Raw genomic sequence first — 13,584 nt, 5'->3', positions numbered from 1 at the left:
CCTACAAGAAACCGCGATTGACATCGCTGGTTTCCCGCTTGTATGAAACTCCGTATGCGACAGGTTCTACTCTGTTCGATGTGCTTCTTTCTCGTGAGCGCTGGGATCAGTACTGCGGGCGCCGAGAATGCCATACCGGTCCCACGGACGATCACTGTGGCGCTCGACGGCTCCGGAGATTTCTCGTCCATCCAAGAGGCAGTCGACAGCGCCGGGAAAGGCGATACGGTGCTGATCAAGGCCGGTGTCTACGCGCAGGATCTGACCGTCCACAGTAAAGAAAAGCTCAAGATCGCCGGTGCCGGAACGGACCAAGTCGTGTTGTCTGGACGAGGTGAAATGGTCGGCGTGCTGCATGTGGGCAAGTGGCCGTACGGAGCGACGGATATCGAGATCAGCGATCTTACGATCAATGAACATGGAGGGCATGCCCTCGGTATTTTTAATGGAAACCGAATCACGCTCCGTCATCTCCATGTGAAGGGGATGGTGTTCGGCCAGCAGGTGCAAGGCGTTCGTATCGAGGACTGTGTGATCGGCGGGAGTGAAACGACGGGGGTACACTTCTCTGATTCTCAGGCTTTGCTGACCGGCAATGTGATCCATGACAACGACCATGGTGTGAATGTGACAGGAAAGTCCACCCTCCGGCTTGAACGAAACGTCATCACAAAAAATCTGTTTGAAGCTGTGGTGGTGAGCGATCAAGCAAAGGCGGTCTTGCTCAATAACACTCTCGTCAAAAACGGTGGGGGAGCGGCATTCCTCGGCACGTCTGTGAACGAGGCATCGGGGAATATTTTGAGCCTCAACAAGATCGGCTTTCTCGTCGCGCCATCAAGTCAAACCAAGACCTCATATAACGCTCTGTTCAACAATGAGGCGAACTACATGAGGGCCGGATCTCCGAATCTTCACGCGCCGGAGCTGAAAGCCGAGTCGGATATTGCTGCTGACCCACACTTTGTAGATGCGGCGCACGATGACTTTCGCTTAAGGCCGGATACGACTCTTCTTGATCACGGAGGGTTCCGGTATCTTGGAGCGCTCCCTCCTCTTATGCCGCCCGTATCGAAGCATCAATAACGCTTTTAAAACAATAAGATAGAGAAGGCTCCATTGTGGAGAATGCGTATGGTATGCTTACTCACTGGCACCTGTCCTTCCGGTTTATCCTCTCAAGTAACGACATCCGGATGCCGAGAAGGATTCAGCAGGAGGTTTCCCTTGGCGAGTTTCCGTAGTGAGCTTGAAAAGTTGTCCGGTGAGGGCATTCCCTCATTGTCAGAGATGGAGTCCGGCAAGCTCGTCGGCGCAGTGCTCCCCATGTCTGAGCAGGCTCAGATCCAAATGCGGAATAGCATCGAAGTAATTGAGTATCTGCTGAATCAAGAGCGAGTGGTCTGGAGTTAAAGTTCGATCTACTCAACGCCTACCGGTTTCTCCCTTGACAATCCGATAACGATAGTTGGTTTTCTCTCCAAACTCATCCTCTTTGTACAGCACTGACTTTTGTTCGGCTCACGGCCGTAGTATTGTTCAGTGAAAGCTTCAACAGACCGAAGAGGAAGACAAGCCGAGACCCATATACCAATTGAGGACCGGCTTGATTCCCGTCCGCGGTGGGTGCATCGTACTCCCATCGAATACTTAATTTGCTCGTGCGGAGTCAGATCTTGTGAGACCAGTCAGCCGGCCTTCTTCTCAATCTCAACTTCCTCAAGGCGCTGAGCGGAAACGGCTCGACGAAGATGCGGCCCGCAAACGGCATTGGAAGAGGTGGGGACCCTATCTGAGTGAGCGCGCGTGGGGAACGGTGCGTGAAGACTATAGTCCTCACGGAACAGCCTGGGAAGCCTTTCCGCATGATCACGCTCGCTCGCGCGCCTATCGCTGGAACGAAGACGGCCTTGCCGGTATTTCTGATCGTCATCAATACATCTGCTTCGCCATCGCTCTCTGGAATGGGCGCGATCCGATTCTGAAGGAACGGATATTCGGTTTGACGGGCAATGAGGGAAATCATGGCGAAGATTCAAAAGAGTACTATTTCTATTTAGATTCAACACCTACACATTCATACATGAAGTATTTGTATAAGTATCAACAGTCTGAGTTTCCATATGCAAAACTAGTCGAGGAGAATCGCAGTCGCCCACGTGAGGCCCTCGAATATGAGCTCGTCGACACAGGAATCTTTGACGAGAATCGTTATTTCGATGTCGTCGTGGAGTATGCAAAGGCGACCGCAGAAGATCTCTATGTTCGTATTCACATCACCAATCGCGGGCCAGATCAGGCAGGGGTGACGCTGTTGCCCACTCTCTGGTTTCGGAATACCTGGTCGTGGGGACTGGATGCGCGCCGACCGAGGTTACGTGAAGGGAAAGCGGTGAACGAGATGAGCGTGATCGAACTGGATCACGAGTATTACGGCCGGCGTCGCCTTTGGTGCGAAAGGCAACCGACGTTGCTGTTTACTGAGAATGAAACGAATACCCGGCGATTGTACGGCGATCAGGAGGGTGCTCAATATGTCAAGGACAGTTTTCACGATTATGTGATAGAGGGCCAGAAGGATGCCGTGAGTCCCGAGAAGGTGGGCTCAAAAGCTGCCGCTCACTATACGTTCACTCTGTCTCCCGGTGCCACGGATATTGTTCGCCTGCGTTTGACCAATGAAATGGACGCAAACGGCTTCGACGTGACGAAGTGTGACGGCCTCTTTAAGAAGCGGATTCAGGAGGCCGACGAGTTCTATGACGAACTGGCCCCGCCTGATCTGTCGGAGGATGCGAGACGGGTGCAGCGACAGGCATTTGCCGGATTATTGTGGAGCAAACAGTTCTACCACTATGACCTGAAGCGTTGGCTTGTCGGCGATCCAGGAATGCCGGATCCTCCTCACGAGCGACTCCGGGGAAGGAATGCCGACTGGACACATCTCTACAACGCCGACGTGATCTCGATGCCGGACAAGTGGGAGTATCCGTGGTATGCCGCTTGGGACTTGGCATTTCATTGTATTCCATTGGCCCTTGTCGATTCGACCTTTGCCAAGGAACAGCTCATCCTCATGTTGAGGGAATGGTACATGCATCCAAACGGGCAGATTCCGGCGTACGAATGGGCGTTCGGAGACGTCAACCCTCCGGTCCATGCCTGGGCTGCCTGGCGTGTCTACAAGATCGAAAAAAAGAGGAGAGGAGCCGGTGATCGCGTTTTTCTCGAACGCGTGTTCCATAAGCTGCTTTTGAATTTTACGTGGTGGGTCAATCGAAAAGATGCCGATGGAAAAAACATCTTTCAAGGCGGGTTTTTGGGCCTGGACAATATCGGTGTGTTCGATCGCAGCGCTCCGCTGCCGACCGACGGGCATATCGAACAGTCGGATGCCACCAGCTGGATGGGGATGTATTGCTTGAACATGCTTTCGATTGCACTGGAGCTGGCGCGTGATGATCGGGCGTACGAAGATGTCGCAAGCAAGTTCTTCGAGCATTTCGTGTACATCTGCAGGGCCATGAACAACATCGGCGGTGAAAAAATCGAGCTCTGGAACAGAGAAGACGGATTTTTTTACGACGTGTTGCATCTGCCGGACGGACAAACCCTTCCGCTCAAGGTCCGCTCGCTCGTCGGGCTGATCCCGCTCTTCGCCGTGGAAACGCTCGACTCTGAGTTGATCGACAGGCTCCCTCGGTTTAAGCACCGCATGCAGTGGTTTATCGAAAACCGTCCGGATTTCAGCGCCCATGTCGAGACCCACTCACGGGATGGAGAAGTCCGGAGGTTTTTGTCCCTCGTCAATCCCGTGCGGCTGAAGTCGGTCCTACGGTACATGCTCGATGAAGAAGAATTTCTCTCGCCCTATGGCATTCGCGCGCTCTCTCGCTACCACAAGGATCATCCCTATGTGCTTTCTATCATGGGCAGAGACTATCGAGTGGACTATGAGCCTGCCGAATCGAGCACCGGGCTCTTCGGAGGCAATTCGAATTGGCGGGGACCTATCTGGTTCCCGGTCAACTACCTGTTGATCGAGTCGCTCCAGAAATTCCACTATTTTCTCGGTGATGAGTACAAAGTCGAATATCCGACACGATCCGGTCGATCGGTTTCCCTGAATGAGGTCGCCGCAGAACTTTCGCGCCGACTCACGCATATCTTTCTTCGAGACAAAACCGGCCGGCGTCCTGTGTTCGGAGGCACCAAGAAGTTTCAGGAGGATCCCTACTGGCGAGACGCGATCCTTTTTTACGAGTTCTTCCATGGCGACAACGGGGCCGGTATCGGCGCCAGCCATCAGACCGGATGGACGGGACTTGTTGCAAAGTTGATTCAACAATCAGGGGAATGAAACCGTCACACGTCGTTCATGAAGCTAATGTCGCGGATGACGAGATACGGACCATAGTGATCCGCAAAGAAGAGTGCCAAAGTCTCGATCATGCACTCAGCCTTGAATGGCTGGAGACGAACGGTCGTGGCGGGTTCGCTTCAGGGACCGTCGCCGGAGCCAATACACGCCGCTACCATGCGCTCTTGTTGACCGCGCGAAAACCGCCCAGTGATCGGTATGTGCTGGTCAATCATGTCGAGGAATGGGTTCACATCGACGGCGAAGAGTTTTCTCTATCGACTAATCTCTACCCAGGCGCAGTCCATCCTCAGGGATATGTCCACTGCACCTCATTCACATCGACGCCCTGGCCGACATGGACCTTTGTGTATCATGGCAAAAAGATTCAACGCGAGATCTTGTGCCTTCGGGGACACGACCTTGTCATCGTGCGATGGAAGTTGGCAGACGCAACAAAGGCCGGCGGGATTCTTCGCGTCCGGCCCATGTTGACGGGCCGTGACTATCATGGACTGCATCGCGAGAATGGAACGCTTTCGATAGAAGCCAAACTCGAGGAAGGACAGGTGTACTGGCGGCCTTACCGTGACTTGCCGGGCATACAAGCGGTCCATTCAGGTGCCTATCGACATGTCCCCGATTGGTACCGTCGCCTGGAGTTTCCGGTGGAACGGGAGCGAGGGCTTGATTGCGAGGAGGATTGGTGGTCACCAGGAGAGTTTCTATTCGAATTGCAACCGGGAAAGGAACACACACTGACGTTCAGCAGCGAAGACATCGGCGAGTTCGACATCGCCGTCCTCACTCGCCGTGAGCGCGCTCGTCGTGCGCGGTTACGAAAGGCCATGCCGGAAGCTGACCCGCTGGCTGTGGCGTTTCAGCGCGCAGCGGAAGCGTTTGTGTCTGTGCGAGGCGATAAGCAGACCGTGATCGCAGGGTATCCTTGGTTCACGGATTGGGGACGAGATACGTTCATTTCCCTTCCGGGGCTGTGCCTGGTCACAGGACGGCATGAAATTGCTTGGCAGATTATCGAATCGTTTTCTCCTCATATATCGGAAGGGATGGTTCCCAATCGATTTCCTGACAATGAAGAAGAGCCCGAGTACAACACGATCGATGCATCGCTCTGGTTCGTGTACGCCGTCGATCGGTATCTCGCCTACAGTCAGGATACGCCGCATGTCCGATCGATCGCTTGGCCGGCGATCAAACAGATTCTCAATGGGTATCGTCGCGGCACGCGGTATAACATCCATATGGACAGAGACGGGCTCATCAGCGGCGGAACCGCGGGTATCCAACTCACGTGGATGGACGCGAAAATCGGCGATCGGGTGGTCACGCCGCGGCATGGAAAACCGGTCGAAATTCAGGCGTTGTGGATCAGGGCGTTGGACATCGGCGCACGTCTTGCCGCCCAATTTGGAGAGCCGGACTATGCCATGGGTTGTCGGACGGATCGGGCACGAGCGGTCGAGGCGTTCCGAACGAGATTCTGGTACGAGGACGGAAACTATTTGTACGATACGATCGATGGTCCCGCGGGTAATGATGGGTCGATACGCCCCAATCAGATTTATGCGATCTCTCTGTGCGATGATCTTCTGACAAAGGACCAAGCCAGACAAATTCTTCACATCGTCAAAGACCATCTCCACACTCCCGTGGGGCTGAGAACGCTCTCGCCGACGGATAGCCGCTATCGCGGGCGGCTTGAAGGTGGAGTTTCGGAACGCGATAGTGCGTACCACCAGGGAACAGTGTGGCCCTACCTACTCGGGCCCTTTGTGACGGCATGGGTGAAAGCATTCGGTACGGGTATCAAAGCAAGAAGCCAGGCCCGATTGTCGCTCGAAGGTCTGGCGGCTCATTTACGAGAGGTTTGCGTGGGACATGTTTCTGAGGTTTTTGACGGAGATCCTCCCCATCGGCCACGCGGATGTCCGGCGCAAGCTTGGTCGATCGCGGAGCCGCTACGTGCGATGGTCGAGGACCTTGGAACAGCGATCACCGCCGAACGGGTTCGTCCAACGCGACGAAAAAGTACGATCACTCGGTAGCGAAAAGTACTCCATCCCACTGACGCCGGCCGATCTCTTGACAGCGCCCCACACGCATCCGTACGCTGAGCAGGTGGGATAGGAGGACCAATGATGCAGCTGTCGATGCCAAAACAAAAGAATCGGTTGGTCGTCTCCGTCATCGCCATGGTGTCACTAGGAAGCTTGTTCGCGCCTTCCTTGGCTACTGCCGACGAGTTGCAGAAAGAATCCGTGTTGCAGTTTGGGTCAGCCAACAAAGCGGTTCAAGCTGCATTGGAAGCTTGCAAGAAAGATGGGTATCGAGTCAGCGTTTCTGTCGTTGATCGTGCCGGCGTCCTTCGTGCGATGGGGCGTGCCGATGGTGCCGGACCGCATACCGTCGATAGCAGCCGAAAGAAGGCGTATACGGCAACGAGTGTGCGACGCCCGACAAGTGAGTTGGCCGATCTCATCGCGAAAGTTCCCACCTTGCAAGCGCTTCGTGACATGAACGGTGAGATTCTGATTCTGGGTGGAGGACTTCCCATCGAAATCGGCGGAGACGTGGTTGGGGGAATTGGTGTCGGTGGAGCGCCAGGCGCCCATCTGGATGATGCCTGCGCCCAGGAGGGCCTTGACGCGATCGGTGCAGCCCCTAAGGTTCCTACAGCCAAGTGAACGAGCCAGTATGGTTGACCATCCTTGGAAGTGCGATACTGCTCTGTGTAGGGTGCAATAGCAATATCCCCGAGCCGGCTTCGGTTGAAATAGCTTCGGCGGGACTTCAACTGACGATCGTCAGAATGGCAACGGATCCATTCCTTCAGCGATTCAATCTCACCATGAATATCAAGGGGATGGGAGGCTGTTCGTCCTCAACTGAGTTGTTTCCTGATACAGGGTATGCAGGGCGCCGGAACATCTATCAGGCGGCAAAAGGCATGGTGTATGTGGTGGGGCAGTTCGATGCGCGTGTCATCGATTCCAAGAATTGCCGAACAACCCTCTCAGAGTTTCGCCACCTTGACGGACATGTGATATTCGTCGGAAGCTTCGATCAAGATGAGCAAAAGCACTGGAAGTATTTTTCTGCTGCTCATCGACGTGAACTGCCGTTTGAGAAGCGCTAACCTTGGCGCAAGCCGAAAGAAATGCAATGACGGAAGTGCTGTGAAATGCAACAGCCGATCATCGGATATCACCAGGATGAATATGGCGACTGGGTGGCTGATCTGGCATGTGGTCATGGGCAGCACGTACGGCATCAACCTCCGTTTATCGATCGCCCTTGGGTCCTGACCCTGGCCGGGCGCACCCACCATCTAGGCTCTATCCTGAACTGCAAGAAATGTGAGGAACCGACGGCTGAGACCCCCCGAGATTCCGAACAAGCCCTGCCATAGCATTCTCCTCCCTCACAAAAGCCTCCATTTCCTTGGTCAGTGACACACTCAATGGTACCTTGAATCGCAGAGATATTGCCGGTTGTCATGCCAGGGACAAACGGGAGGAAAGATGAAGACAGCCACCGCCGCAAAACCTGCTTCCCCCACTGTCGACCGTCGAGATGGGTTTTTTGTCCATCGAATTCAAAAGGGTTATGTCGCTTGGATCGGACTGTTGTTGTTCCTCTACTCGGCACTGTTCTTCACGATGGCTTTCTACGGCGCCCATATCAAACCCATGGTGGCGCTGTATACCAGCGATTCGATAGAAGAACGCCAAGTCGCCGCGGAAGAAATGCTGATGCTGAGCAAGACGGTCTGGGTTGCCGTTCCCGTGTTGTTCTTTGGTTCGGTCATTTTCAGTCTCGTGGTGACACGGCGGGTTGCAGGCCCGCTCTATCGGCTCGACGAAAGCATTCAGCAATGGGCAAAGGGAAATCTTCGTTGGAGAATGCAGTTTCGCTCGAGTGACCGATTGGATGGACTGGCTGCGACCGCCAATCAGGCCTTGGAAAATATTGAGCAGTCCTTTGCCCATATTCAGCACCAGGCGCACACGCTGCGAGCGGCATTGCTGAAAATCGAACAGACCGGATCGTCGGATGTTGAAGAGGCGCGTCATGCCATCGAGGACATTGCTGCAACCGTACAGCGATTCGACTTCGGATCGCGTCGCGAGTTACGCACGAAACCCCGATGATTCAGCGAATCAGGGAAGACACTGGTTTCACGTTGATTGAAGTGATGATGGTCTTAGCCATCCTCAGCATTCTTGCCGCATTGGCCATGATTTCGCATAGACATTTTGTGGAGAAAGCGCGATCCGTGGAAGCCGAGGTGGCGCTGGCAGAAATCGACCGTCTTGAAACGCTCTACTACGCCAACCATGGAACGTATTCGGGTGATCTCAATGCGATCGGGTTTTCGTTGAGCTCGACTCTCAGGTACTACAAGGTGACGGTTCGCCTAGAGAAGGGAGGGGCATCATTCCAAGCAAGCGCGATCTCCCTTTCCGGAGAAAAGACACAGCCGGCCTTGGTCTTGACGCATAGCAAGGATGGGACCTTTCTGCAGAGGACCGATCCGGTGAAGCTAGCTGGACCAAGTGGAGGCGCAACTGAGTCCGGCGGGGCCCTTTCTGCAGATCAGGGGACGGGCGGGGCGGGTGCTGGGGCAGGAAGTAACTCAGCAAAAGCCAATTGCAGACAAGGGGGCGAGGCTACCGTCGCGGCAGATGGGTTGCTCGATATGAACTTCTGCTTCAAGTAATCCTTCCGAACTTATGAACAAACCTTACCTAGCTCGGGGTCGTTTGTTTTACGCTCGGAGCTGATCGGCTAATGTTCTTTCCGTCGTGATAGCAGCAAGCATGTGGAGATGGGCTCTCAATTGTGCTAACAGACGGCGGACTGGCTTAAAATGGCGACGAAATGGTCCGGACACCAGCACGACGCGAGCGGGACTATCGGACTAAGTCCTGTGCAGAGCCGTTCGGACATCTTGACAGAGCTTGAGAGTTTGTTTGAGAACCAGCATCGCATTCTCGAACCAGGGTCAGGAAAAACATGCTGACTCAACGGTACCAAATGGCTGTGCTTCTCGGGCTGGTGGCGCTCTTTAGCAGCTATTTACTGCTGCCGCTGAGTGTATCCTATCTACTGACGCGAGGCCTTCGCCAGCATGGATACAGCAACGTCATCCTTCAACTCGGTTATCCGGGCTGGGACCGGATGCGCATCCCGGTCATTTCGTTTCAACAGGATTTGGGTGAAGAACGATTGATGGTCTCCCTGACGGATGCGGAGATCCAGTATGATCTGACTCAGTTGCTCCAAGGCCGTGTGAATCATATTGTGCTTCGAGACGCCGCCGTCCATGTGCTGAACGTTCCGTCGACAGGTCCAACTCAGACGGACAGCAGGGCCGCCGATCGTGTCGATGACGAAGAATCACCGTGGAGCTTGTTGACCGCGGGCGATCTCTTGCGGAGCCTGCCGATTCTTCCGTTCGATGAGTTGCAACTCGATCATCTCACCATTTTTCGTGAACAGGCGACAGGACCGCTCCGCAAGGTGACGATAGAAGGGAGTCTCACCTATCGAGGCGGAGAGTTGGGAGGTCACTTGTCGTTCCGGGGACGCGATACGGCCTCCTATGGCCTCGCCGTGGTCGGGAATTCCGCAAGTACTTGGTCGGCAACCTTGGCATCCCAACGGCCTCAAGCGGCACCCATTGTGTCATGGCAGTCCCAGGCGCATCCAAACGGCTCGCAGATTCAAGTCAATGGGAATCTCCAGATTAATGTGCAAGAACTGGCTCCCTTTATCGCGCTTCTTGTTCCCATTGGTCCGGAATTGGAGAAGGTCACGGGACATGTGGCGATAGATTGGGCCGGAAACGCGGCGGCCGAAGCGACGTTGAGTTCTTTGTGGGAGGACGAGCACACGCATTTGGACGGCAATATGAGAGTGAATGCCACCTTGCCGGCCTTGAAGGGCGTGGCAAAGGACATCGCCGTGGCCTATGAGGGGACGTTCGGAGGTAATGCGAAACAGGTCGAGTGGGCATTGAGCCCCGGTGTTCTGCTCACGGCCACAATTAACACTCAACCTCGTATCATTCCAGAAGTGGTTCGATTAATTCTCCCCAGCGGTGATCAGCCGGTGCGGATCGAAAATAGGAAACCCGTACAGGGGACCTTATATTGGACGGAAGCGCCTGTACGCATGGTGGCGCAAGGACCATTACATGTGACCTACGGGCGGACACCTGGGCCGCTTGTGGCGCAGTTTGAAACGACCCGCGCCGAAGGTCTCGGAAATGAGCTGGTGTTGGCCGAGGGGGCCTACGATTTGGAGGGTAGCCTCCCGAAAGCAGTCACCGAGTTCCTTTCGGCCAAAGAAGCGATGGGAGGAGTCCGAGGGACGGTGAAACTGGCCCGGACACATGTGCAGGGAGTTCTGTCGCCGACATCCTCGGTGACGGCCAAACAGATCGGACGCGGCACGACGCATATTTCCACCCTGACATTGCATCTATCGGAGCCGCTGACAGTGGAATGCGATCTGACAGCGATTCGTTGCAATGGGGGACCCATGATCGCAACGGTGCGGGCCCCGACAATGAGAATAGGCGGCTGGAACGCTCATGTCGCACAAGGCCTTCTGAGAGTTCAGGAACTCGAGACCGCAGGAACTGCTTGGAGCACCCATGGGACATTGTCGGTGAATGGAGTGAGTCCGGATTCAGGTTCTTGGGGCCCCTCCACGAGTGATTGGGTCGTCAGTTTTACGGCTGGTCAGACCGGCATCAAAGCCGACCTTCGGGTCAATACTCCCGTGCAAGAAGGGCTCATGACAGCCAGAATCGAGCAACCGTTGCAGGCGGCTCAAGGGCTTCTGCATGGCGCCATCGGTCCTCTGACGTTCAATGGGGCCGAGCGGCGACTCAGCAGGATCATGATGGGCCTGCCTCCCTCGATCGATCTCATAGATGGGACCTTTACCGTTCGCTTCGATGCGGCCTGGTCCGGCGGCTTCGGCGACCCGATCAATGGCATGAAATTAACGTCGGCGACGACGAAGGTTGTGGCCGAAAAGCTGTCAGGCTTCTATTATGATCATATTGTAAAGGGCTTTAGCACCGCGATGGAATTGCGCGCGCCGGGACTGGAGTCGGTTGCCACGACCCAGCCGGCTCCCATTTTCGTGACTTCGATACAGAGCGGGGTTGAAGTCACCAACCTCGCAGCCTCGTTCCAGATGAGATGGAAGTTGGCGGAAGAGCGGCCGGTCGTTGACGTGAATGACTTTCAGTGCGAGGTCTTCGGAGGCACTGTCGCAAGTCTGGGACCGGTGGGAAACGTGGCCCGACCTCCCTTTGGGACGACCTTTTCTCTACGGAATCTCGATCTGGCGAAAATTCTCAGTGTGGAGCAGCAAAAAGGGCTCCACGGAACGGGAACGTTGAACGGGACACTTCCTGTGACGATCACCTCCGGTGGCGGGGTCATCATGAAGGACGGAGTGGTCGAGGCACAACCTCCCGGTGGGGTCATAAAATATGTGTCACCACCGGAGTCATCGAGGGTGCTTCCAGAGTCCGACAGCCAACTCCGGCTGGTAGCCCATGCCCTCAATAACTTTCATTACAGCGTGTTGCGCGTGGGGATGAAATACGGTGAGAACGGAATGTTGGATCTGATCGCACGGTTGGAAGGCAGAAATCCGGATCTGAAGACGACACCGCCGATTCACTTCAACCTGACCGTGCAAGAACATATTCCCACGCTCTTGAAAAGCCTTCGTTTGGTGGAAGATATTCAAGGCACAATCGAGAAGAAATACAAACGATTATGAACATCATGAGGCTGACCATGCTGAGTGAGGTTGTACGGATAAGCGGTGTGCTCGTGACGTGGGGGACTCTGCTGGTCATGATGGGCGCCTGTACCCCACGGGTCGAAGTGACGGCGCCGGAGAAGCCGATTACGATCAATCTCAACGTGAAAATTGATCATGAGATCCGTGTGAAAGTCGACAAAGAATTGGATCAGGTCTTGTCGAATGAGAGCGGACTATTTTAGCTGTGGGGGAACAGATGTTCAGACGTCGGCTGGTTCTGGTGTTATGTGCGTTGGCTACCTGGTTCATGGCTGAATCCTCTGTCTTGGCGCTATCCTTGGAGGAAGCCAAAATGAAAGGTTTGGTGGGGGAGAAGGCCAACGGTTACTTGGGGGCGGTCATCCCTCCCGATGCGGAAGCCCGGGCGTTGCTTGAGGACGTGAATCAGAAACGTCGGCGGGCCTATGAGGATATCGCAAAACGAAACCGGACCAACGTCCAATCAGTTGAATCGCTGGCAGGAGAGAAAGCCATACAGAACACCAGACCGGGAAACTTTGTTGAAGGACCGGGCGGCTGGATCAAGAGATGATCGCTACCCATAGCGATCGTTTTGCCACGGCAATGCGGTGTTGGAATACCCACGCACTTCCCAAAACCCCTTTTCATCCCGATCTGAAAACGTAATCTCCTTCACCCACTTCGCTCCCTTCCAGGCATAGCGTTTTGGGACGATCACACGTACGGGCCCGCCATGGTCTCGAGAGAGAGGTTTTCCGTTCCAGCTGTGGGCCAACAGCACATCGGCGTCGTCACAGACATCGAGCGGTAAATTCGTCGTGTAGTCGTCGTATGACCTGAAGAGAACAAACCGCGCCAGCGACAACGGTTTCACGACAGATATGAGGTGTTTGAAACTGACCCCTTCCCAATCGTTGTCGTACCGGCTCCATGACGTGACACAGTGAAAGTCCGATCGGTCGTTGAATGGAGGCTGGGCCGAAAATTGCTCCCATGTCCATGTGACAGGTGTGGTGACAAATCCACCAATGCTGAGCTTCCATTCATTCAACAGGATCTCGGGCTTGAACCCAAGATCCAACACGGGGAAGTTCTCGACGAGGTGTTGGCCGGGGGGGAGACGGTCGTCTCCTTCATAGAACACTTCACGTTCTTCTCCGCCTCGCCGAGCCCTGGCCCATTGCTCTTTGGTCTTCGTTAGCCTGCTCGGTTCATCCATGGTGGCCTCCTGAGAGGCAGACTACGGGAATTGACGCAGGTCTGACAACTCCTTTCTGATCCATCGGCGTTGAGACTGGTGATGGCTCGAGAGCGAACGGCATAAAGGGTCGGCCTGAGTTTCCAGCTCAAACCGACCCTCTAGGGTAATCTAAGGGGTGCTGATGGTG

General features: G+C 54.8%; 13 protein-coding genes. 12 read left to right on the top strand and 1 reads right to left on the bottom strand.

The features are described 5' to 3' along the window. Nucleotides 1-54: 54 nt before the first annotated feature. From H8K03_02970 to H8K03_02915, 12 genes are all read left to right on the top strand, one after another. A complete protein-coding gene (locus H8K03_02970) occupies nt 55-1,086 on the top strand; it encodes a right-handed parallel beta-helix repeat-containing protein (protein ID UVT20897.1) in 1,032 nt (343 codons plus the stop codon). A 141-nt stretch (nt 1,087-1,227) separates the two neighbouring features. Continuing rightward, nucleotides 1,228-1,413 (top strand): hypothetical protein, encoded by a 186-nt coding sequence (locus H8K03_02965; GenBank protein UVT20896.1) that lies wholly within the window; start codon nt 1,228-1,230, stop codon nt 1,411-1,413. Nucleotides 1,414-1,678: 265 nt separating this feature from the next. Next, on the top strand, nt 1,679-4,360 hold the full coding sequence (locus H8K03_02960; protein UVT20895.1) for a glucosidase: 2,682 nt from the start codon (nt 1,679-1,681) through the stop codon (nt 4,358-4,360). Then, nucleotides 4,357-6,426 (top strand): glycogen debranching enzyme family protein, encoded by a 2,070-nt coding sequence (locus H8K03_02955; protein UVT20894.1) that lies wholly within the window; start codon nt 4,357-4,359, stop codon nt 6,424-6,426. The genes H8K03_02960 and H8K03_02955 overlap by 4 nt, the downstream gene beginning before the upstream one ends. 105 nt (nt 6,427-6,531) lie before the next feature. Then, on the top strand, nt 6,532-7,065 hold the full coding sequence (locus H8K03_02950; protein UVT22360.1) for a heme-binding protein: 534 nt from the start codon (nt 6,532-6,534) through the stop codon (nt 7,063-7,065). 125 nt (nt 7,066-7,190) lie between these two features. Further along, entirely contained in the window at nt 7,191-7,517 is a 327-nt protein-coding gene (locus H8K03_02945) for a hypothetical protein (protein ID UVT20893.1), read from the top strand. Nucleotides 7,518-7,562: 45 nt separating this feature from the next. Beyond that, a complete protein-coding gene (locus H8K03_02940; GenBank protein UVT20892.1) occupies nt 7,563-7,790 on the top strand; it encodes a DUF3565 domain-containing protein in 228 nt (75 codons plus the stop codon). 112 nt (nt 7,791-7,902) lie between these two features. After that, the gene (locus H8K03_02935; protein UVT20891.1) at nt 7,903-8,532 is read left to right on the top strand and encodes a methyl-accepting chemotaxis protein; all 630 of its coding nucleotides are present in this window, start codon (nt 7,903-7,905) and stop codon (nt 8,530-8,532) included. Further along, entirely contained in the window at nt 8,529-9,101 is a 573-nt protein-coding gene (locus H8K03_02930) for a prepilin-type N-terminal cleavage/methylation domain-containing protein (protein UVT20890.1), read from the top strand. The genes H8K03_02935 and H8K03_02930 overlap by 4 nt, the downstream gene beginning before the upstream one ends. A gap of 296 nt (nt 9,102-9,397) precedes the next feature. Continuing rightward, nucleotides 9,398-12,190, top strand: a complete 2,793-nt coding sequence (locus tag H8K03_02925; GenBank protein ID UVT20889.1) for a YdbH domain-containing protein — start codon at nt 9,398-9,400, stop codon at nt 12,188-12,190. Between the two features lie 17 nt (nt 12,191-12,207). Beyond that, nucleotides 12,208-12,417 carry a YnbE family lipoprotein gene (locus H8K03_02920; protein UVT20888.1) on the top strand — a complete coding sequence of 70 codons (210 nt, stop codon included), beginning with the start codon at nt 12,208-12,210 and terminating at the stop codon, nt 12,415-12,417. A 14-nt stretch (nt 12,418-12,431) separates the two neighbouring features. Beyond that, nucleotides 12,432-12,767 (top strand): YdbL family protein, encoded by a 336-nt coding sequence (locus tag H8K03_02915; GenBank protein ID UVT20887.1) that lies wholly within the window; start codon nt 12,432-12,434, stop codon nt 12,765-12,767. A gap of 3 nt (nt 12,768-12,770) precedes the next feature. Here H8K03_02915 and H8K03_02910 read toward each other — a convergent pair whose 3' ends face one another. Next, the gene (locus H8K03_02910) at nt 12,771-13,415 is read right to left on the bottom strand and encodes a sulfite oxidase-like oxidoreductase (protein ID UVT20886.1); all 645 of its coding nucleotides are present in this window, start codon (nt 13,413-13,415) and stop codon (nt 12,771-12,773) included. Between the last annotated feature and the right edge of the window lie 169 nt (nt 13,416-13,584).

Origin of the sequence: Nitrospira sp., assembly GCA_024760545.1 — a bacterium.
Classification (GTDB): Bacteria; Nitrospirota; Nitrospiria; order Nitrospirales; family Nitrospiraceae; genus Nitrospira_D.
This window is presented reverse-complemented; position numbering and strand designations above follow the sequence as displayed.